Source organism: Klebsiella sp. 141251, from assembly GCF_050600725.1.
Taxonomy (GTDB): Bacteria; Pseudomonadota; Gammaproteobacteria; order Enterobacterales; family Enterobacteriaceae; genus Klebsiella; species Klebsiella aerogenes.
Genome location: NZ_JAQIRG010000001.1, coordinates 820710 through 842385 on the forward strand (window position 1 = coordinate 820710; position 21676 = coordinate 842385).

A 21676-nucleotide genomic window follows, 5' to 3' on the forward strand; every position below is an offset into this window, starting at 1 on the left:
ATGGGCAATTGGGGATGTCCGAATCCCCGAACCGCCGCTTTGCTAATTTTGCTAAAACGTTTTAATTATTTTGCCTGCCTGCATCGTTAAAACTGGCGGTTCACATCGGCCTGGTACGGTAAGGCGGTCATCGCGCCTTTGGCGGTGGTCGCCAGCGCGCCGCAGGTTTGCGCCAGCGCGACGATCGGCTCCAGCGCGGCGACATCGTCAGGGAAGCCGTGAGCGGCGAGGCTGGCGAGTAGCCCGGCAACAAAGGCATCACCGGCTCCGGTGGTATCAACGCTGACCACCGGACGGGCCGGGAAGTGAATATGCTGTTGCTGGAACAGCGCCTGCACCCCGGCTTTTCCTTGCGTGACCAACAGCAGTTTTGGCTGAAAGCGCTCGCGGAATCGCGCAATACCGCTGGCGATATCGTCGCCACCGCTAATAAAGGCCAGTTCCTCTTCCGATAGTTTCACTACGTCAGCCAATGCCAGCGCCTGTTCGAGACAACGCCGTAACAACAGGGGATCCTGCCACAGATCGCTGCGGATATTCGGGTCGAAGCTGACGCTACCGCCGGCGCGTTTAATCTGTTCCATTGCCATAAAGGCGCTGCTGCGGCTGGGCTCGGCGCTGAGGGCGATAGAGCAGACGTGCAGCCACTGGCCGGCCGCGAAAGGGGGGAGATCGTCTGGTTGTAGAAAAAGATCGGCGCTCGGACGGACCATAAAGGTAAAGGTGCGTTCGCCGTGTTCATCCAACGCGACCACGACGGTTGAGGTGCGCTGTGCGGGGTCTAAAGAAAGGTGGCGGATATCCACGCTCTCTTGTCGTAGCGTCTGGCGCATAAAGCGGCCAAAAGGATCATCGCCAACCCGACCGATGAACCCGCTATTGCCGCCAAGCCGCGCGACGCCGACCGCGACGTTAGCCGGTGCGCCGCCCGGACATTGTAATAAGCGGCCATCACCCTCAGGCAGCAGGTCGACGACCGCATCGCCGAGTACCCATACTTTACTTGTCATACTGAAATTCCTTCTTGCTAAACTTTGTTAAACCGGTTTAGCTAATTTAAACATAACCCCTAACCCAACGGAACGCGGAAGTGATGAAAATGCGATCGGCTACGATAAAATGTGATCCAGCCGCGATATTGCGCGCTTAGCGCTAGCTATTTTTCCTTTACTACAAATAGGCAAATGAACTGTCATTTTCCCTACCAATAATAAGGGGGAGGGAGGTCTGGTTGAAAGAGCGCTTATTGTCGGATGAAAAATCCTCATATATCTATTTATTAATATTAACTTGCCGTCAGGGTGCGGCTAAAAAATATATTCCTGATGGCTTTATGCCAGGGTTTGACACCGTTAATTACTTCTCATTTTTTATTATTACAACGTGATAATAAGCCCGTTTCGTTAAAAGAATGTTAGAAAAATAACCCGGGAAAAATACCTATTTGGGGTAATACGTCAGGCCGTAAATGTTATAAAAAATTTATCCATATCTGGAGGCGTTCAGCCACGAGTAGGGGCGGAAAAATAGCGTCAGGCGTCGCGATATAGGGTGAATTGAACGCATCTTGTACAATTGGTTGAGCTGAAAAAACAGGCTAACTCAGGTCGTTTTTGTTCGATTTTTATACTCTTCCCGTCACTATCATCCGAGTAGTAGATCTAATATCCTTGTATTACACCATGGTTATTTTTTACGGTGAAAACTAATGATTTACGTTGAATTTAACGCTTGTTCAGATTTTTATTCTTCAATTTTTATAATGTTATTTTTTTGTTCTAAATGTGCCAGAAAAAACTAATTGCAATGGTTGATAACACTTTTTTTAAGATAATTCATTTACTTGTGATCGTTAAATGATCGAATGTTGGTTATAAAGTGATCGAAATGGGGTGTTGTTACCGGTATTATTTTTTGTTTTTGTGATCTATATCTCATTATATTCAAAATTTCCCCATACTTAATTGTGTGTGCTAATGATTCGGGAGTAGAGTTGCGCCGCCTTAAGAATATTCTTATAGAATTTCTAAAAATAGTTTCATGGCAATTCAACTCTCTCGAAGCAAATTCTTTACATCCTCCACTCCAGTTTGCACCTGTAACAAACTATTAACAGTGGGGCGAATTTGACGATTAGCTGAATTTTTAGCTATCGCGAGTGAGCGTTTTAATTGCCGTCTTGGGGAAATGACTGAGGTCACGGGCGATTAAGTATCACGCCCCGTGTATGTTTTCTAACATGGCTTATCGGGATAGGGATTATGGGTACCTCCGAATTACTTAAGCATATTTATGACTTCAACCTGTCGTATTTATTTTTAGCACAGCGGCTGATCAACGATGAAAAAGTATCCGCAATGTTTCGTTTGGGAATTGACGAAACCATGGTTGATACCCTGGCGCAGCTGACGTTACCGCAGATGGTGAAACTGGCTGAAACTAATCAGCTGGTGTGTAATCTGCGCTTCAGCGACCATCAGACTATCGAGCAATTGACCAAAGAGTCGCGCGTTGATGACCTCCAGCAGATCCATACCGGTATCCTGCTTTCCAGTCACCTGCTGCAAGAGCTCCGCGCCAAAGAAGGCGCTGCGGCGAAGAAAAGTGTTTGATAATGGCTGAGAAAAGTATTGTTCAGGAAGCGAAGGATATTCAGCTCGCCATGGAGCTGATATCTCTCGGCGCGCGTCTGCAGATGCTGGAGAGTGAAACTCAGCTCAGCCGCGGGCGCTTAATTAAACTCTACAAAGAGCTGCGCGGAAGCCCGCCGCCGAAAGGGATGCTGCCGTTCTCGACCGATTGGTTTATGACCTGGGAGCAGAATATTCATTCGTCGATGTTCTACAACGCCTATTTGTTCCTGCTGAAGAGCGGCAAATGCAGCGGAGTGGAAGCGGTGATCAAAGCCTATCGCCTGTACCTCGAACAGTGTCCTCAAGAGGCGGGCGAAGCGCCGCTACTGGCGTTGACCCGCGCCTGGACGCTGGTGCGCTTTGTTGATAGCGGTATGCTGCAGCTCTCTGCCTGCAATAGCTGCGGCGGCTCATTCATCACCCACGCGCACCATCCGCAGCACGATTTCGTCTGCACGTTATGCCAACCGCCGTCACGCGCCGTAAAAAGACGTAAACTTTCTCCGCAACTGGCCGATATAACCTCTCAACTGCTGGACGAGCAGGCTAAACGCGTCATGTAGGTCGCCGTTCCGACGACTTACGGCAATCCATTTTCGACGTGTAATACGCAGGGGCGGCATGCCGCCCCCCATTCCCCGCCTGGTTTACGCCAGGGCGCGTTAGCCTCGCTTGCCATCCACATTGTTAATTTGAGGTATGCGTGTGCTAGTGATATTGGGTTATCTCGTGGTCCTGGGAGCGGTATTTGGCGGCTATTTACTGGTGGGGGGGCACCTGGGCGCGCTGTACCAACCGGCGGAATTTCTGATTATCGGCGGCGCCGGCATCGGCGCGTTTATCGTCGGCAACAACGGAAAGGCCATCAAATCCACGCTGCGGGCGTTGCCCAAAATGGTACGTCGCTCCAAATACAGCAAGGCGCTGTATATGGATCTGATGGCGCTGCTGTTCCTGTTGCTCGCTAAATCCCGTCAACAGGGGATGCTGTCGCTTGAATTCGATATCGATAATCCTCAGGAAAGTGAAATTTTCGCTAATTATCCGCGCATCCTTGCCGATAACCATCTGGTGGAGTTCATAACCGATTATTTACGCCTGATGGTGAGCGGCAACATGAATGCTTTTGAAATTGAAGCGCTGATGGACGAAGAGATCGAAACCTTCGAACAGGAGAGCGAAGTGCCCGCCGGCAGCCTGGCGATGGTCGGCGACTCTCTGCCGGCATTTGGTATTGTCGCGGCGGTAATGGGGGTGGTGCACGCGCTGGCCTCGGCGGACCGTCCGGCGGCAGAGCTCGGGGCGCTTATCGCCAACGCGATGGTGGGGACTTTCCTCGGCATTCTGCTGGCCTATGGATTTATCTCGCCGCTGTCGACGCTGCTGCGGCAAAAAAGCGCCGAGACGGTCAAGATGATGCAGTGCATCAAGGTGACATTGCTCTCCAGCCTCAACGGCTACGCGCCGCAAATCGCCGTCGAATTCGGCCGCAAAACGCTGTATACCACCGAGCGCCCGTCGTTTGTTGAGCTCGAAGAGCACGTGCGCCAGGTGAAAGCGCCCGCCGCGCAGGCGACGGAAAGCGAAGAAGCATGAAGCATAATCACCCGGTGGTACTGGTCAGAAAACGCAAATCGCACCAGCCCGCCCATCACGGCGGTTCATGGAAGATTGCCTATGCCGATTTTATGACGGCGATGATGGCTTTCTTCCTGGTCATGTGGCTGCTGGCGATCGCCAGCCCGCAGGAGCTGACGCAGATTGCCGAATATTTTCGCACGCCGCTGAAAGTGGCGCTGACCAGCGGAGATAAAAGCAGCTCGGAAAGCAGCCCGATCCCCGGCGGCGGCGAAGACCCGACCCGTGAAGTCGGGCTGGTCAGCAAACAGATCAATACCGCGGATAAACGCGCCGAAGAGCTACGGCTTAACAAACTGCGTGACAAGCTCGATCAGTTGATTGAGTCAGACCCGCGTCTGAAGGCGCTACGTCCGCATCTGCTGATCAACATGATGGACGAAGGACTGCGCATTCAGATTATCGATAGCCAGAATCGCCCGATGTTTAAAACCGGTAGCGCCCAGGTGGAAAGCTATATGCGCGATATCCTGCGGGCGATAGCGCCAATCCTCAATGATTTGCCGAACAAGATAAGCCTCTCCGGCCACACCGATGACATCCCCTATGCCAGCGGCGAACGCGGTTACAGTAACTGGGAACTGTCGGCGGATCGCGCCAACGCCTCGCGCCGCGAACTGATTGCCGGCGGCCTGGCGGAAGGGAAGGTGCTGCGGGTGGTCGGTATGGCGGCGACCATGAGCCTGAAACAGCACGGCGCTGATGATGCCATTAATCGCCGCATTACCGTACTGGTGCTTAACAAAGAGACCCAGCAGAGCATTGAGCATGAAAATGGCGAAAGCAATGCGCTGGAGATTAGCCAGCCGGATGCGCTGCCAAAGCTGGTCGCGCCCGCGCCGGTTAACCGTGATTCACACCCAGAGGTGACCCCATGAGCATGGATATTAGCGCTTTTTATCAGACTTTTTTTGATGAAGCAGACGAGCTGCTGGCAGACATGGAGCAACACCTGCTGGAGCTGGATCCGCAGGCCCCCGATATCGAACCGCTGAACGCGATTTTTCGCGCGGCGCACTCGATCAAAGGCGGCGCGGCGACGTTTGGCTTTTCCGTATTGCAGGAAACCACCCATCTGCTGGAGAACCTGCTCGACGGCGCCCGGCGCGAAGAGATGCGCTTGAGCACCGAAATTATCAATCTGTTTCTGGAAACCAAAGATATTATGCAGGAGCAACTGGACGCCTATAAAACCTCGCAGCAGCCTGACGCTGAGAGCTTTGACTATATCTGCCAGGCGCTGCGGCAGCTGGCGCTGGAAGCACAGCAGCAGGACGCGCCAGCCGCGCCGCCCGTCGTGGCCCAGCCTGCGCCGACGGCCGTCGCCGGCGGTATGCGAGTAAGCTTAACCGGGCTAAAAGCCAATGAAATTCCGCTGATGCTGGAAGAGCTTGGCAATCTCGGCGAGGTACAGGATCCGCTGCAAACTGACAATAGCCTTGAGGTGACCCTGCTGACCACCGCCAGCGAAGAAGACATCTGCGCGGTGCTCTGTTTTGTCCTTGAGCCGGAACAAATCAGCTTTACCACGCCGCCAACGACTGCCGCTAAACCATTGGCGTCGGCCGAAGTTGTGCCGCCGCCTGTCGCCCAGCCGCAGCCTGCTGCCGTCGAGCCGCCCAAAGCGCCGAGAGCGAAGGCCAGCGAATCGACCAGCATTCGCGTGGCGGTAGAGAAAGTTGACCAGTTGATTAACCTCGTCGGCGAACTGGTGATCACCCAGTCAATGCTGGCGCAGCGCTCTGGCAATCTGGATCCGGTAACCCATGGCGATCTGCTCAACAGCATGAGCCAGCTGGAACGTAATGCCCGCGACCTGCAGGAATCGGTGATGTCGATTCGCATGATGCCGATGGAATATGTATTCAGCCGCTACCCGCGGCTGGTGCGCGACCTGGCCGGCAAGCTCAATAAGCAGGTGGAACTGACGCTACAGGGCAGCTCTACCGAACTTGATAAGAGCCTGATCGAGCGCATTATCGACCCGTTGACCCACCTGGTGCGCAATAGCCTCGACCACGGTATTGAAGATCCGCAAACCCGTCTGGCGGCAGGTAAGTCTGAGGTGGGCAATCTGATTCTTTCCGCTGAACATCAGGGCGGCAATATCTGCATCGAAGTGATCGATGACGGCGCCGGGCTTAATCGCGAAAAAATTCTCGCCAAAGCGGCGGCGCAGGGGCTGGCGGTCAGCGACAGCATGAGTGATGAAGAGGTCGGAATGCTCATTTTCGCGCCGGGCTTTTCGACCGCGGAACAGGTGACCGACGTCTCTGGCCGCGGCGTCGGCATGGACGTCGTGAAACGGAATATCCAGGAGATGGGCGGTCACGTTGAAATCCATTCCCGGGCGGGCAAAGGGACCTCGATTCGTATTTTGCTGCCGCTGACGCTCGCCATCCTCGACGGCATGTCGGTCAAGGTCAATGAAGAGGTCTTTATTCTGCCGCTCAATGCGGTCATGGAATCGCTGCAGCCGCAGGCTGAAGACCTGCATCCGATGGCCGGCGGCGAGCGGATGCTACAGGTCCGCGGCGAGTATCTGCCGCTGGTGGAGCTCTACCGGGTGTTTGATGTCGCCGGGGCGAAAACCGAGGCCACCCAGGGCATCGTGGTGATTCTGCAAAGCGCCGGCCGCCGCTATGCGCTGCTGGTGGATCAGCTGATCGGCCAGCATCAGGTAGTGGTGAAAAATCTGGAAAGCAATTACCGCAAAGTGCCGGGAATTTCCGCGGCGACGATCCTCGGCGACGGCAGCGTGGCGCTGATCGTCGACGTGTCGGCGCTGCAAATGCTCAACCGGGAAAAGCTGCTGAGCGCAGCGGCCGCGTAACGACTCATCTCATAAAATTAACAGGTGCAGACCATGGCAGGATTAGCAACCGTCAGCAAACTGGCTGGCGAAACGGTAGGTCAGGAGTTTTTAATTTTTACCCTCGGCAATGAAGAATACGGCATCGATATTCTGAAAGTGCAGGAGATCCGCGGCTATGACCAGGTGACGCGTATCGCCAACACCCCGGATTTCATCAAAGGCGTCACCAATCTGCGCGGGGTGATCGTGCCGATTATCGATCTGCGGGTAAAATTCGCTCAGCAGGGCGTCTCTTATGATGAAAACACGGTGGTTATCGTGCTTAACTTCGGCCAGCGGGTGGTGGGGATTGTGGTCGACGGCGTCTCCGACGTGTTGTCTCTCACCGCTGAACAGATCCGCCCGGCGCCGGAATTCGCGGTGACGCTGGCGACCGAGTATCTCACCGGTCTTGGCGCGCTCGGCGAACGCATGTTGATCCTTGTGGATATCGAAAAGCTGCTCAGCAGCGAAGAGATGGCGCTGGTCGATAACGTCGCCAAAAGCCACTAAGCAATCGGGCGCGCCCGGTCGCGCCCGGTAAAAATAGTCCCCGCCTGGCATAAAGTTCCCCTCCCGTACGCCGATAACCCTTTCAGTCACATACGTAAAGCCTGGCCGTTCAGGCTTCCAGGAAGGGGAAACATGTTTAATCGTATTAAGGTCGTCACCAGTCTCTTATTAGTGCTGGTGCTATTTGGCGCATTGCAGCTGATTTCAGGCGGTCTGTTTTTTTCGTCGCTGAAAAGCGATAAAGAGAACTTCACCGTCCTGCAAACCATCCGTCAGCAGCAGTTGCTGCTAAGTGAAAGCCGGGTCGATCTGCTGCAGGCGCGTAACTCCCTGAACCGCGCAGGGATCCGCTACATGATGGATACCAACAAAATCGGCAGCGGCGCGACTATCGACGAGCTGTTGGCGAAAGCGAAAGAAGAGCTGGCCCGCGCCGAGCGCAACTATGCCGCCTATGAAAAAATCCCGCAGGACCCGCGTCAGGATCCGCAGGCGACGGAAAAGCTTAAGCAGCAGTATGGCATCCTGTACGGCGCGTTGTCGGAGCTTATCCAACTGCTGGGCGAGGGTAAAATCAACGCCTTCTTCGACCAGCCGACGCAAAAATACCAGGACGATTTCGAGCAGACTTATAACGCCTATCTGCAGCAAAACGGCAAGCTGTACCAAATCGCCGTTGACGGTAGCAACAGCTCTTATAGCTCGGCGATCTGGACCTTAATTGTGGTCATCATCGTGGTGCTGGCGGCGATCGTCGGCGTGTGGATGGGTATCCACCATATCCTGGTGCGCCCGCTGAACCGCATGATTGAACACATCAAACGGATCGCGTCCGGCGACCTGACCCAGCCTATCCCGGTGACCAGCCGTAATGAAATCGGCGTGCTGGCCGCCAGCCTCAAGCACATGCAGAACGAGCTTATCGAAACGGTGAGCGGCGTGCGTCAGGGGGCGGATGCCATCTATAGCGGCGCGTCGGAAATCGCCGCCGGGAATAACGATCTCTCATCGCGCACCGAACAGCAGGCGGCATCGCTGGAAGAGACCGCCGCCAGTATGGAACAGCTGACGGCGACGGTGAAACAGAACGCCGAAAACGCGCGTCAGGCCAGCCAGCTGGCGCTGAGCGCCTCCGAAACCGCGCAGAAGGGCGGCAAAGTGGTGGCCAACGTGGTGGAAACCATGCACGACATCGCCAGCAGCTCGCAGAAAATTGCCGATATCACCGGCGTTATCGACGGCATCGCCTTCCAGACCAACATCCTGGCGCTTAACGCCGCGGTAGAAGCGGCGCGCGCCGGTGAACAGGGCCGCGGTTTCGCGGTCGTGGCGGGCGAAGTCCGCAACCTGGCGCAGCGCAGCGCCCAGGCGGCCAAAGAGATCAAAGCGCTGATCGAGGACTCGGTCAACCGCGTGGATATGGGCTCGGTGCTGGTGGAAAGCGCCGGCGACACCATGGGCGATATCGTCAATGCGGTCACCCGCGTGACCGACATCATGGGCGAAATCGCCTCTGCTTCCGATGAGCAGAGCCGCGGCATCGACCAGGTCGGCCAGGCGGTAGCGGAAATGGATCGCGTCACCCAGCAGAACGCCTCGCTGGTGGAAGAGTCGGCCTCCGCCGCCGCCGCGCTGGAAGAGCAGGCCAGCCTGCTGACGCAGTCGGTTGCCGTCTTCCGTCTGAAGTCGGAAGGGCAGGAAGAGTATAAAGCGCCGGTCAGCAATAAAACCGCGCCTGCCGCCATCGCTACGCATAAAAAAACCAGCGCCAGCGACTACCAGGATAACTGGGAGACGTTCTAACGGGTACCGGCCGCCGCATCCCTACACGCGGCGGCCTCTCTTGCGTTGTAAGCCGGCCGAGACCGGCTACCAAGGAGATTGCTATGTTTAACCGAATCCGTATCTCTACCAGTCTTTTCCTGCTGCTGATCTCCTTTTGCATCATGCAACTGATCAGCACCGGGCTCTCTTACGTCGCGCTGCGCGCCGACAACCACAATCTTGAACGTATTACCGTCAGTAGCCAGCAGCGCGATGCGCTTAGCCTGAGCTGGGTATCGCTGCTGCAGGCGCGAAATACCCTTAACCGCGCCGGTACCCGTGCGGCGCTGAAGGTGCCGCAGGAGCAGGTGGATGCGCTGATGGGCGGCGCCCGCAGCTCGCTGCAAAAAGCCGATCTCTACTTTAACCAGTTCCTCGACACGCCTCGCGCGGATGAGCAGGAGCAGCAGTTGGCCGATGCCACGCGCGATAGCTACGAGAATCTGCGCGGCGCGCTGCGCGAGCTGATCGTGTTCCTCGAAAATCGCAACCTGCAGGCCTTTATGGACCAGCCGACGCAGAAAATACAGGACCGCTTCGAGGCCGACTTTGTGCAATATCTGCAGCTGGCGAAGGCGACGACCGATGAAGCCAGCGCCTCCAGCCAGCGGGCCTACGGCTGGTCGATCTGGTTGGTTGCCGGGGCGGTGCTGATGCTCTTGGTGGTCACCCTCAGCGCGATGTGGTGGCTGCGAACCATGCTGGTGCAGCCGCTGAATATTATTCGCGGCCACTTTGAACGTATCGCCAGCGGCGATCTTTCGGCGCCGATTGCGGTCTATGGGCGCAACGAAATCAGCCAGCTATTTGCCAGCCTGCAGCGCATGCAACAGTCGCTGATTGGTACCGTCGGCGCGGTACGCGACGGTGCGGAGTCGATTCTTATCGGCCTGCAGGAGATTTCAGAAGGCAACAACGATCTCTCCTCGCGCACCGAACAGCAGGCGGCTTCGCTGGAAGAGACCGCCGCCAGTATGGAGCAGCTAACGGCGACGGTAAAACAGAATGCCGATAACGCCCGCCAGGCATCGCAGCTGGCGCGTGATGCTTCTTCAACCGCGGCCAAAGGCGGCGAGCTGGCGGATGATGTGGTCACCACGATGCACGACATCGCCAACAGTTCGCAAAAAATCGGCGCGATTACCAGCGTCATCGACGGCATCGCCTTCCAGACCAATATTCTGGCGCTTAACGCGGCGGTGGAGGCGGCGCGCGCCGGTGAGCAGGGGCGCGGCTTTGCGGTGGTAGCCGGTGAGGTGCGTAACCTGGCCAGCCGCAGCGCCCAGGCGGCAAAAGAAATTAAGCTGCTGATCGACGAATCCGTCAGCCGCGTCAAACACGGCTCGGTGCTGGTGGAAAATTCCGGCGCCACTATGCAGGACATCGTGCGCTCGGTAACCCGGGTCACCGACATCATGGGCGAAATCGCCTCCGCCTCCGATGAGCAAAGCCGCGGCATTGAGCAGGTGACGCAGGCGGTAACCCAGATGGATCAGGTCACGCAACAGAACGCCGCCCTGGTGGTGGAATCCGCTTCCGCCGCCGCTGCGCTGGAAGAGCAGGCGATTACCCTCGCCGATGCAGTGGCGGTATTCCGTCTGGCGGATGACAACTTCGTCGCGCCGGAAACCTCATCCACGGTAAAGGAGACCCTGGATTGTCAAACCGCATAAACCGCTCGTTTTTTGCCGGTGAGCCGGCATGAAGCAGACAACATCAACCGCGCCGCGCGAAAGCGGCTCGGCGCTGGCGCAGATGGCCCAGCGTCTGCCGCTCTCCGACGCGCATTTTCGCCGCATCAGCCAGCTTATCTATCAGCGCGCCGGGATCGTGCTGGCGGCGCATAAGCGCGAGATGGTGTACAACCGGCTGGTGCGCCGCTTACGTCTGCTGGGCATTCATGATTTCGGCGACTACCTGGCGCTGCTGGAAAGCGACCCGCACAGCGCCGAGTGGCAGGCGTTTATCAATGCGCTGACCACCAACCTGACGGCCTTTTTTCGCGAGGCGCACCACTTTCCGATTCTGGCGGAGCATGCGCGCTCGCGTCCGGGCGGCTATAGCGTGTGGAGTACCGCCGCTTCGACAGGCGAAGAACCTTACTCCATTGCCATCACGCTCGGCGATGCGCTGGGGGAGCGCGCCAGCGGTTGCCAGGTCTGGGCCAGCGACATTGATACCCAGGTGCTGGAGAAAGCCGAAGCGGGGATTTATCGCCATGAAGATCTGCGTACCCTGACGGCCGGGCAGATGCAGCGTTATTTTCTGCGTGGCACCGGGCCGCATCAGGGGCTGGTGCGCGTGCGTCAGGAACTGGCGGCGCGGGTCAACTTCCAGCCGCTGAATCTGCTGGCGCCAGAGTGGGCGCTGCCGGGGCCGTTCGACGCGATTTTTTGCCGCAACGTGATGATCTATTTCGATAAGCCGACGCAGGAGCGCATCCTGCGCCGCTTTGTCCCCTTGCTTAAACCGGGGGGGCTGCTGTTTGCCGGTCACTCCGAGAATTTCAGCCAGATCAGCCGGGATTTCTACCTGCGTGGACAGACCGTGTATGGGCTGACCAAGGAGAAGTGATGAGTAAAATCAGAGTGTTATGTGTTGATGATTCGGCCCTGATGCGCCAGCTGATGACCGAGATCGTCAACGGCCACGCCGATATGGAGATGGTGGCGGTGGCCCCGGACCCGCTGGTCGCACGCGATCTGATCAAAAAATTTAACCCACAGGTGCTGACGCTGGACGTCGAAATGCCGCGCATGGACGGCCTCGATTTCCTCGAAAAGCTGATGCGCCTGCGGCCGATGCCGGTGGTGATGGTTTCGTCGCTGACCGGTAAAGGTTCGGAAATTACCCTGCGCGCGCTGGAGCTGGGGGCGGTGGATTTCGTCACCAAACCGCAGCTCGGGATCCGCGAAGGCATGCTGGCCTACAGCGAACTGATAGGCGAAAAGATTCGCACCGCAGCGCGGGCGCGGCTGCCGCAGCGTGCCAATGGCCAGCCGCCGGCGATTTTAAGCCACGGACCGCTGCTGAGCAGCGAGAAGCTGATCGCCATTGGCGCTTCCACCGGCGGCACCGAAGCGATTCGTCAGGTGCTTCAACCGTTGCCGGCCACCAGCCCGGCGCTGCTGATCACCCAGCATATGCCGCCGGGATTTACCCGCTCGTTCGCCGAACGGCTGAATAAGCTGTGCCAAATCACGGTGAAAGAGGCGGAAGAGGGGGAACGCGTGCTGCCGGGACACGCCTATATCGCGCCTGGGGATCGCCATCTGGAACTGGCGCGTAGCGGCGCTAACTATCAGGTCAAGCTGCACGACGGCCCGGCGGTGAATCGCCATCGTCCCTCGGTGGATGTGCTGTTTCGCTCGGTGGCCCGCCACGCCGGGCGCAATGCGGTGGGGGTGATCCTCACCGGCATGGGTAACGACGGCGCGCAGGGGATGCTGGAGATGCATCGCGCCGGGGCCTATACCCTGGCGCAGAGCGAAGCGAGCTGCGTGGTGTTCGGCATGCCGCGCGAGGCCATCGCCAGCGGCGGGGTCAGCGAAGTGGTTGAACTGGAGCGCATGAGCCAACGCATGCTGGCGCAGATAGCCGGCGGCCAGGCGCTGCGAATTTAAATTCACGCCGCCAGGAGTCCCGGCGGCGTGGTGTGAAGTGAGTTAAAAATGACACTGTTCAGGGGTAGTAATGGCAGATAAGAATCTCCGTTTTCTGGTCGTCGACGACTTTTCCACCATGCGTCGTATCATCAGAAATTTGCTTAAAGAGCTCGGCTTCAACAACGTCGAAGAGGCGGAAGATGGCGCGGACGCGCTAAATAAGCTGCGGACCAGCAGCTTTGATTTCGTGGTCTCCGACTGGAACATGCCCAACGTCGACGGTCTGGAGCTACTGCAGACCATTCGTGCCGATGCCGCGCTGGCGGCGATGCCGGTACTAATGGTGACGGCGGAAGCGAAAAAAGAAAATATTATTGCCGCCGCGCAGGCAGGCGCCAGCGGTTATGTGGTGAAACCTTTTACGGCGGCGACGCTGGAAGAAAAGCTCAACAAGATTTTCGAAAAATTGGGCATGTAAGGAGAGGGCGATGAGAGAGATTCCAATGCCTGCCAGCGATGCAGCGACCGCGGGAGAGATAATCTCCCGTATCGGCCAGCTCACCCGCATGCTGCGCGACAGCATGCGCGAGCTGGGGCTCGATCAGGCGATTGCCCAGGCGGCCGAGGCGATCCCGGATGCCCGCGACCGCCTTGATTACGTTGTCACCATGACGGCGCAGGCGGCGGAACGGGCGTTGAGCTGCGTGGAGGCGGCGCAGCCGCGCCAGGCCGAACTGGAGTCCGGCGCCAGCGCGCTAAAATCGCGCTGGGATGAGTGGTTCGCCAATCCGATCGAACTGGATGACGTGCGCGCGCTGGTGACCGACACCCGTGAGTATCTGGATCAGGTGCCGGGCCATACATCCTTTACCAACGCCCAACTGATGGAAATCATGATGGCGCAGGATTTCCAGGACCTGACCGGTCAGGTTATCAAGCGCATGATGGACGTGGTGCAGGAAATTGAAAAGCAGCTGCTGATGGTGCTGATGGAAAACATGCCGGAGCCGCCGGTGAAAGAGAAACGGACCAACGACAGCCTGCTTAACGGCCCGCAGCTTGACCAGAACGGCGTCGGCGTTATCGCCAACCAGGCGCAGGTTGACGATCTGCTCGATAGTCTCGGTTTCTGAATATGACGGGGCGCAGTTGCTGCGCCCCTGCCGCCTTTCCCTCATCCGTGAAATAACCCCTCTTTTTCGCCGTTGTTCCGCCAATGACTTCGCCAATTTTTTGGCATGCTGACCGCCATTCTTTACCCTCCCGACACAGGAACTGCAGGCTTGGCGGAAGACAGCGATCTGGAAAAAAGCGAGGCCCCCACCGCTCACCGGTTGGAGAAGGCGCGTGAAGAGGGCCAGATCCCGCGATCGCGCGAGCTGACCTCGGTGCTGATGCTGGTGGCCGGGCTCGCCATTATCCTGATGTCCGGCAGCAATATCACTCGCCAACTGGCGGAGATGCTGACGCAGGGCCTGCACTTTGACCACGGAATGGTCAGCAATGACAAACAAATGCTGCGCCAGCTGGGAATGCTGCTGCGTCAGGCGGTGCTGGCATTGCTGCCGGTAATGGCCGGGCTGGTGCTGGTGGCGCTGGCCGCGCCGATGCTGCTTGGCGGCATTTTATTCAGCACCAAGTCGCTCAAATTCGATCTTAAACGGCTGAATCCGCTTTCCGGTCTGAAACGCATGTTCTCCACCCAGGTGCTGGCGGAGCTGTTAAAAGGGATCCTCAAAGCCACGCTGGTCGGTTGGGTAACCGGGCTGTACCTGTGGCACAACTGGGCGGCGATGCTGCATCTGATGACCCAACAGCCGCTCGACGCGTTGGCCAATGCGCTGCAGATGATCCTCTATTGCGGATTTCTGGTGGTGCTCGGATTGACGCCGATGGTGGCGTTTGACGTTTTTTATCAGCTGTGGAGCCACTTCAAAAAGCTGAAGATGACCAAACAGGATATCCGCGACGAATTCAAAGATCAGGAAGGCGACCCGCATGTTAAAGGGCGGATCCGTCAACAGCAGCGGGCGATTGCCCAGCGGCGGATGATGGCCGATTTGCCGAAAGCGGATGTGATAGTCACTAACCCGACCCACTATGCTGTGGCGTTGCAGTACAACGATAAAAAAATGAGCGCGCCGAAGGTGTTGGCTAAAGGGGCGGGGGAGATTGCGCTGCGCATTCGCGAACTGGGGGCGCAACACCGTATTCCGATGCTCGAAGCGCCGCCGCTGGCCCGCGCGCTCTACCGCCATAGCGAGATTGGCCAGCATATTCCCGCCACCCTCTATGCCGCGGTCGCCGAAGTGCTGGCCTGGGTTTATCAACTGCGCCGCTGGCGGCGCGAGGGCGGCCTGATCCCGAAAAAACCTCAACGTTTACCGGTGCCGGAAGCACTGGATTTTGCAAAAGAGAGTGACTCTGATGGCTAATTTGGCCTCCCTGCTGCGTTTGCCGGGGAATATTAAAGATACACAATGGCAGGTGCTGGCCGGCCCAATCTTGATCCTGCTGATTTTGTCGATGATGGTGCTGCCGCTGCCGGCGTTTATTCTCGACCTGCTTTTCACCTTCAACATCGCATTGTCGATCATGGTACTGCTGGTGGCGATGTTTACCCAGCGCACGCTGGACTTCGCCGCGTTTCCGACCATTCTGCTGTTCTCGACGCTGCTGCGCCTGTCGCTCAACGTCGCCTCGACGCGCATCATTTTGATGGAAGGGCATACCGGGGCCGCCGCCGCGGGGCGGGTCGTGGAGGCCTTCGGCCACTTCCTGGTCGGCGGTAATTTCGCCATCGGTATCGTGGTGTTTATTATCCTCGTGTTGATCAACTTCATGGTTATCACCAAAGGTGCCGGGCGTATTGCCGAGGTGGGGGCGCGTTTCGTGCTCGACGGCATGCCGGGTAAACAGATGGCGATCGATGCCGACATGAACGCCGGGCTTATCGGCGAAGACGAGGCGAAAAAACGTCGCGCTGAAGTCACGCAGGAAGCCGATTTCTACGGTTCGATGGACGGCGCCAGCAAGTTTGTCCGCGGCGACGCCATCGCCGGGCTAATGATTATGGTGATTAACGTGGTCGGCGGACTGCTGGTCGGCGTGGTGCAGCACGGTATGGAGCTGGGCGCGGCGGCGGAAAGCTACACCTTGCTGACCATCGGCGACGGGCTGGTGGCGCAAATCCCGGCGCTGGTGATCTCTACCGCCGCCGGGGTCATCGTGACCCGGGTGGCGACCGATCAGGACGTCGGCGAACAGATGGTCGGCCAGCTATTCAATAACCCAAAGGTCATGCTGCTGTGTGCCGCGGTACTTGGGCTGCTGGGGCTGGTGCCGGGAATGCCGAACCTGGTCTTCCTGCTGTTTACCGCCGCGCTGCTCGGGCTGGCCTGGTGGCTGCGCGGGCGCGAAAAACAGGCGCCGAAAGCCGCCGACGAACCCATTGTGCAGGAGAATACCCAGGCCGCGGAAGCCAGCTGGGCCGATGTCCAGTTGGAAGATCCGCTGGGTATGGAAGTGGGTTACCGGCTGATCCCGATGGTCGATTTTCAGCAAAATGGCGAGCTGCTTGGGCGTATCCGCGGGATCCGCAAGAAATTCGCCCAGGAGATGGGCTATCTGCCGCCGGTGGTGCATATTCGCGATAACCTTGAACTGGCGCCCGCCCGCTACCGCATTCTGATGAAAGGAGTGGAAATCGGCAGCGGCGAAGCGCAGCCGGGGCGCTGGCTGGCGATTAACCCCGGCAACGCTATCGGCGAGCTGGCGGGGGATAAAACCATCGATCCGGCCTTCGGCCTGGAGGCGGTGTGGATCGATAGCGCGTTGCGCGAGCAGGCGCAAATCCAGGGCTATACGGTAGTGGAGGCCAGTACGGTGGTGGCGACCCATCTCAACCATCTCATCGGCCAGTTCGCCAGCGAGCTGTTTGGCCGCCAGGAGACGCAGCAACTGCTCGATCGCGTGTCGCAGGAGATGCCGAAGCTGACCGAAGATTTCGTACCGGGCGTGGTGTCGCTGACCACGTTGCATAAGGTGTTGCAGAATCTGCTGGCCGAGCGGGTATCGATCCGCGATATGCGTACCATTATCGAGACGCTGGCGGAGCATGCGCCGACGCAAAGCGATCCCTACGAGCTGACCACCGTCGTGCGCGTGGCGCTGGGGCGGGCGATTGCCCAGCAGTGGTTCCCCGGCAATGGCGAAATTCAGGTTATCGGCCTGGATACCCAACTGGAACGACTGCTGCTACAGGCGCTGCAGGGCGGCGGCGGTCTCGAACCGGGCCTTGCCGACCGCCTGCTGGAGCAGGCGCGGCAGGCGCTGCAGCGCCAGGAGATGCTTAGCGCGCCGCCGGTGCTGTTGGTTAACCACGCGCTGCGCCCGCTGCTGGCGCGCTTCCTGCGTCGTAGCCTGCCGCAGATGGCGGTGCTTTCCAACCTGGAGATCAACGACGATCGCCAGATTCGCATGACCTCAACCATTGGAGCGGCCTGATGACGCGCTTTCTTCCTTTATTGTGCCTTTTATTGCCGGTTGCCGCCGGCGCGGCGTCGGGCTCATGGATTGCCGAAGGGCCCGGCGTCACTCTTGAACAGGGCGGGATGAGTGATTCCTCCGCCGCGCTGCTGCCGCCCAATACGCTGCCTGGCGGCAATGCGCGCATCGAGACCGTTAGCTGGCGCTATCGTCTGCTGTCAGCGGAGCCGGCGGGGCTGCAGGTGCATTTATGTAGCCTGAATCGCTGTATTCCGCTGACCAGCGCCAGCGGCACCAGCCACGCGTTGGCCGGCGAGGCGGCAGAAGGGCCGCTGCGTTTTGTCTATTCCGTACAGACCCGCGGGCCGTTAAACCCGCCGCTGCGGGCGATTGCCAATCAGGTTATCGTTAATTATCAGTAGTTGTGGGGAAAAGTTTTGTATTAATACAGAGCACATTGCGCTCCCGAAATGTCTTCCGCGTTATGTCTCTCCTGGCGCAGGGAGCGCACAGGGGGCGGCCAATCGCCGCCGCCCCCTGTACCCCCGGGCTCTGGCCGCCAAAATCGCCACTTCGTGGTACCTTCGACTTATCCCGTCAGGCTTCGGGACGGGCCGAGGCAGCGTCCGTGCAAAACACGGCCCTCAGCCCGCATCCATGCGGGCTGCCCCGGCCTTCCGGGAACGTCTCAGCGATTTTGAGGCCACCAACACCGGCAGTTTCAGTAGCCATGGGGACAAGATAGAGATCTTAAGCTCACAATAGCACGGACCGTAGGCCGGATAAGGCGCAGCCGCCATCCGGCGCGAAAATGGGTCGTTACCCGCGGTTATTGCCCGGCGGCGCTACGCTTGCGCGGGCTTACAGATCACATGCCGGCGTAGGTCAGGTAAGCGTAGCGCCACCTGACAAAAAACGGCGCTACGGGTAATCGTCACCAGCGGGGAAAATACAGAGAAAGGCGTTCAGACGCCGATTTTACGGCCCAGCAGACTCGCGGCGCGCGACTGGCCATCCGGCCCGTACAGCGATTTATTATTCTGGCTAAGAATTGCCAGCGCCTGCTGGTTATGGGCGATCTGTTGATTGAGCAACAGACCGTTATGCTGATTCTTTTCACGTAGGCTCTGGCTTAACTGCTGGATCTGCCGCCAGCGTTCGCCGAAGCTTTCATGGCCGGGGTAAGGCGCGCGTAGCGCAAGGTTGGCTTCCAGCGTCGGGCGCTGTTGCTCAAGCCAGGCCACCGTCGCCAGCAGCTGGCTCTTGCTATCGGTGATGCGCTGCAGCGCCACGCCGGGCAGTTCATCCGCACATAGCAACTGTTGCTCTTGCGCCAGCACGTCATCCAGCGTCCGCAGGGTTTCCGCCAGTTTATCCAGCAGAGTGCGTAATCTGTCCATCATCAGGCCTTATCTGTTTTGCTACCGGCAAGGCGCTGGATATCGTTGTGCGCATCCTGCAGCAGGGCGTCGGCGATTTTGCCCGCGTCCATTTTCAGTTCGCCGCTGCGAATCGCCTGTTTGATGGCCTCAACCCGGTTCATATCAATATCCTGGGTGCCTGGCTGCATCAGCCGCGCCTGCGCATCGCTCAGTTTCACTTTGGTGGCGCTAACGGCGGTTTCCGCCACGGCGGCCTTACGCGGCTGAAGCGGGTTGTCGGCCGGGGTTTCACGCGGCTGCACCGTGGAAACCGGCTGTAACCGCTGGGTGCGATCGATACTCATGGTCCATCTCCAAAATGGGTTTCTAATGGGGTTATCGGCAGGGGCTGGCAAACCTTTACTTTTTTATAACGTAATACGAATGGATCCATCCTCCCCGGCGATACCGCTGACGATTTTGCCGGAAACCATGCGCACGCGCACGCTATCTTCGGCCGCCGCGTTATTCATCGCCTTACCGGAACCGCTGATACTAAAGCCGTCGCCCTCGGCCATGACCTGCACCGGCTGACCGGCTTTAATCACCCACGCGCGACGCAGCATCGACAGCGTCAGCGGTTGCCCTGGGCTGATATTACGCAGCGTCACGGCGCCCAGCGCTTTCTTGCTGTCGGTCAGCGTACGCGGCGGCAGGGTATCGAGCCTGCCTGATTTTAGCACCACATCCGCCGGGGTCAGCGGCGTTCCGCCGCTAATACCGCGCGCCGCCGTCAGATAACGGCCAAATACCTGCACCTGGGTCTGAATAAACCGCCGCTCCTGTCCGCAGCGGGCGGAAACGCTGATATTGCCGCCGATTCGCGCATTGGGCGCCAGCGACAGCTGCGGTAATTCACACGGCGGCCACTGGGCGGGCGGCGTGCGCACCAGCACTTTCACCTGCACGGCATTATCGTTGAATTTACTTTTAATGAAGCTTTCGATTTGCGTCGCCAGCGTGTCGGCGCGGGCGTTCAGGCTGCACAGCAGACCGACCAGCAGGATTTTACTTTTCATCGCGTTCCCCTCACGCCACCCGGAAAGGGGTTAAGTGTAACGGCTGCCCTGAGGGACTAAACAGATAAATAGCGCTCCATTTTGCCCCTATTCCCGCGATAGGTTGGCGCAGGGGGCGTTTATGCTGTCGGCTCCAAATTCTAACCTTGCGGAGGGAGCATGCTCGACAAACTGGACGCTGCTCTGCGTTTTGGCCAGGAGGCGCTGAACCTGCGCGCCCAGCGCCAGGAAATACTGGCCGCCAATATCGCCAACGCAGACACGCCGGGCTATCAGGCGCGGGATATCGATTTCGCCAGCCAACTGAATAAAGTCCTGCAACAGGGGCGGGTAAACGGCAACGGCATGGCGCTGAACCTGACGGCGGCGCGTCATATTCCGGCGCAAACCATGCAGCCACCGGAGCTGGATCTGCTGTTTCGGGTGCCGGACCAGCCGTCGATGGACGGCAACACGGTGGACATGGATCGCGAACGCACCAACTTCGCTGACAACAGCCTGAAATATCAGACCGACCTGACGCTGCTCAACGGTCAGATCAAAGGGATGATGTCGGTGCTGCAACAAGGATAAGGCGAATGTCTTTACTCAATATTTTTGATATCTCCGGCTCGGCGCTCTCGGCCCAGTCGCAGCGGATGAACGTCAGCGCCAGCAATATGGCCAACGCCGATAGCGTCACCGGCCCGGATGGCGAACCCTATCGCGCGAAGCAGGTGGTGTTCGAAGTGGCCGCGGCGCCAGGGCAGCAGACCGGCGGCGTGCGCGTCTCACAGGTGGTTGACGATCCGGCGCCCGCGCGGATGGTTTATCAACCGGGTAATCCGCTGGCCGATGCTAAGGGCTACGTGCGGATGCCGAATGTCGATGTGGTGAGCGAAATGGTTAACACCATCTCCGCCTCCCGCAGCTATCAGGCCAACGTCGAAGTGCTCAACACCACTAAGTCGATGATGATGAAAACCCTGACGCTGGGTCAGTAACCGGAGATCCCGATGGCTATCGCCGCAACCACCAATGAATCGACCAATAACGCGGTTCTTGATTCCGCCAGCAAAAGCAGCACCAGCCAGGATTTGCATAACAGCTTCCTGACGCTGCTGGTGGCGCAGTTGAAAAATCAAGACCCGACCAAGCCGATGCAGAACAACGAGCTGACCTCGCAGCTGGCGCAGATTAATACCGTACAGGGCATCGAAAAACTCAACACCACCCTTGGCGCGATCTCCGGGCAGATCAACAGCAACCAGTCGCTGCAGGCCAGCGCGCTGATCGGCCACGGCGTGATGGTACCGGGTAATAACATTCTGGTCGGCAGCAAAGAAGGCCAGGTCAGCACCACGCCGTTTGGCGTCGAACTGGAGCGTGCCGCCGATCAGGTCACGGCAACCATTACCAACGCCAACGGCCAGGTGGTGCGGACCATTGAGATTGGCGGCCTCACCGCCGGGGTGCACGCCTTTACTTGGGACGGCTCGCTGGATGATGGTACCGCCGCGCCGGACGGCGCCTATAAAGTGGCGATTAACGCCAAGGGCAACGGCGAGCAGCTGGTGGCGCGTAGCCTGCACTTCGGCATGGTTAACGGTGTGATTAACGACAGCAACGGCGCGAAGCTGGATCTCGGCCTTGCCGGTAACGCCAGTCTCGAAGAAGTACGGCAGATCCTGTAATTCGCACC

General features: G+C 58.3%; 22 protein-coding genes. 18 read left to right on the forward strand and 4 right to left on the reverse strand.

What is annotated here, in order from left to right; all coding sequences use genetic code 11:
* Positions 1-86: 86 nt before the first annotated feature.
* Positions 87-1010, reverse strand: a complete 924-nt coding sequence (locus PGR09_RS03885; protein WP_430915801.1) for an aminoimidazole riboside kinase — start codon at positions 1008-1010, stop codon at positions 87-89.
* 1251 nt (positions 1011-2261) lie between these two features.
* Between PGR09_RS03885 and flhD the strand changes: the two genes are divergently transcribed.
* From flhD to PGR09_RS03960, 15 genes are all read left to right on the forward strand, one after another.
* Positions 2262-2612, forward strand: coding sequence for a flagellar transcriptional regulator FlhD (gene flhD / locus PGR09_RS03890; protein ID WP_015367348.1), 351 nt, complete (start codon positions 2262-2264; stop codon positions 2610-2612).
* 2 nt (positions 2613-2614) lie between these two features.
* On the forward strand, positions 2615-3196 hold the full coding sequence (flhC, locus tag PGR09_RS03895) for a flagellar transcriptional regulator FlhC (RefSeq protein ID WP_045397765.1): 582 nt from the start codon (positions 2615-2617) through the stop codon (positions 3194-3196).
* Between the two features lie 142 nt (positions 3197-3338).
* Positions 3339-4229: a flagellar motor stator protein MotA gene (motA, locus tag PGR09_RS03900; protein ID WP_015704927.1), complete on the forward strand. Its 891-nt coding sequence runs from the start codon at positions 3339-3341 to the stop codon at positions 4227-4229.
* Positions 4226-5149, forward strand: a complete 924-nt coding sequence (gene motB / locus PGR09_RS03905) for a flagellar motor protein MotB (RefSeq protein ID WP_042892855.1) — start codon at positions 4226-4228, stop codon at positions 5147-5149. The genes motA and motB overlap by 4 nt, the downstream gene beginning before the upstream one ends.
* Positions 5146-7104: a chemotaxis protein CheA gene (cheA, locus tag PGR09_RS03910; RefSeq protein ID WP_045397768.1), complete on the forward strand. Its 1959-nt coding sequence runs from the start codon at positions 5146-5148 to the stop codon at positions 7102-7104. The genes motB and cheA overlap by 4 nt, the downstream gene beginning before the upstream one ends.
* 33 nt (positions 7105-7137) lie before the next feature.
* Complete coding sequence (gene cheW / locus PGR09_RS03915; RefSeq protein WP_015367343.1) at positions 7138-7638, forward strand: chemotaxis protein CheW; 501 nt, start codon at positions 7138-7140, stop codon at positions 7636-7638.
* 132 nt (positions 7639-7770) lie between these two features.
* The gene (locus PGR09_RS03920; protein WP_047065481.1) at positions 7771-9441 is read left to right on the forward strand and encodes a methyl-accepting chemotaxis protein; all 1671 of its coding nucleotides are present in this window, start codon (positions 7771-7773) and stop codon (positions 9439-9441) included.
* 83 nt (positions 9442-9524) lie between these two features.
* Positions 9525-11135, forward strand: coding sequence for a methyl-accepting chemotaxis protein (locus tag PGR09_RS03925; protein ID WP_049060369.1), 1611 nt, complete (start codon positions 9525-9527; stop codon positions 11133-11135).
* Positions 11136-11163: 28 nt separating this feature from the next.
* The gene (cheR, locus tag PGR09_RS03930) at positions 11164-12036 is read left to right on the forward strand and encodes a protein-glutamate O-methyltransferase CheR (RefSeq protein WP_047043697.1); all 873 of its coding nucleotides are present in this window, start codon (positions 11164-11166) and stop codon (positions 12034-12036) included.
* Entirely contained in the window at positions 12036-13085 is a 1050-nt protein-coding gene (locus tag PGR09_RS03935; RefSeq protein ID WP_045397782.1) for a protein-glutamate methylesterase/protein-glutamine glutaminase, read from the forward strand. The genes cheR and PGR09_RS03935 overlap by 1 nt, the downstream gene beginning before the upstream one ends.
* A gap of 70 nt (positions 13086-13155) precedes the next feature.
* Entirely contained in the window at positions 13156-13545 is a 390-nt protein-coding gene (gene cheY, locus PGR09_RS03940) for a chemotaxis response regulator CheY (protein WP_430915802.1), read from the forward strand.
* 10 nt (positions 13546-13555) lie between these two features.
* Positions 13556-14200, forward strand: a complete 645-nt coding sequence (cheZ, locus tag PGR09_RS03945; RefSeq protein ID WP_430915803.1) for a protein phosphatase CheZ — start codon at positions 13556-13558, stop codon at positions 14198-14200.
* Between the two features lie 150 nt (positions 14201-14350).
* Entirely contained in the window at positions 14351-15502 is a 1152-nt protein-coding gene (gene flhB, locus PGR09_RS03950; RefSeq protein WP_430915804.1) for a flagellar biosynthesis protein FlhB, read from the forward strand.
* Positions 15495-17573 carry a flagellar biosynthesis protein FlhA gene (gene flhA, locus PGR09_RS03955; protein WP_380377108.1) on the forward strand — a complete coding sequence of 693 codons (2079 nt, stop codon included), beginning with the start codon at positions 15495-15497 and terminating at the stop codon, positions 17571-17573. Before flhB ends, flhA begins: the two co-directional genes overlap by 8 nt.
* Positions 17573-17977: a flagellar protein FlhE gene (locus PGR09_RS03960; protein WP_045397788.1), complete on the forward strand. Its 405-nt coding sequence runs from the start codon at positions 17573-17575 to the stop codon at positions 17975-17977. The genes flhA and PGR09_RS03960 overlap by 1 nt, the downstream gene beginning before the upstream one ends.
* 543 nt (positions 17978-18520) lie before the next feature.
* On the opposite strand, the gene PGR09_RS03965 is transcribed toward PGR09_RS03960, so the two are convergent.
* The 3 genes from PGR09_RS03965 to flgA form a co-directional block, all read right to left on the reverse strand.
* A complete protein-coding gene (locus PGR09_RS03965; protein WP_315712748.1) occupies positions 18521-18955 on the reverse strand; it encodes a flagella synthesis protein FlgN in 435 nt (144 codons plus the stop codon).
* Positions 18956-18957: 2 nt separating this feature from the next.
* Positions 18958-19281 (reverse strand): flagellar biosynthesis anti-sigma factor FlgM, encoded by a 324-nt coding sequence (gene flgM, locus PGR09_RS03970; RefSeq protein ID WP_045397841.1) that lies wholly within the window; start codon positions 19279-19281, stop codon positions 18958-18960.
* 63 nt (positions 19282-19344) lie between these two features.
* A complete protein-coding gene (gene flgA, locus PGR09_RS03975) occupies positions 19345-19995 on the reverse strand; it encodes a flagellar basal body P-ring formation chaperone FlgA (RefSeq protein WP_430915619.1) in 651 nt (216 codons plus the stop codon).
* A 159-nt stretch (positions 19996-20154) separates the two neighbouring features.
* On the opposite strand from flgA, the gene flgB reads away from it, so the two are divergent.
* Genes flgB through flgD form a run of 3 tightly spaced genes read left to right on the forward strand, consistent with a single transcriptional unit; the run spans position 20155 to position 21668 of the window.
* A complete protein-coding gene (flgB, locus tag PGR09_RS03980) occupies positions 20155-20568 on the forward strand; it encodes a flagellar basal body rod protein FlgB (protein WP_015367330.1) in 414 nt (137 codons plus the stop codon).
* A gap of 5 nt (positions 20569-20573) precedes the next feature.
* Positions 20574-20978, forward strand: a complete 405-nt coding sequence (gene flgC, locus PGR09_RS03985; protein WP_015367329.1) for a flagellar basal body rod protein FlgC — start codon at positions 20574-20576, stop codon at positions 20976-20978.
* Positions 20979-20990: 12 nt separating this feature from the next.
* Positions 20991-21668: a flagellar hook assembly protein FlgD gene (gene flgD, locus PGR09_RS03990; protein ID WP_430915805.1), complete on the forward strand. Its 678-nt coding sequence runs from the start codon at positions 20991-20993 to the stop codon at positions 21666-21668.
* The last annotated feature ends 8 nt before the right edge of the window (positions 21669-21676 follow it).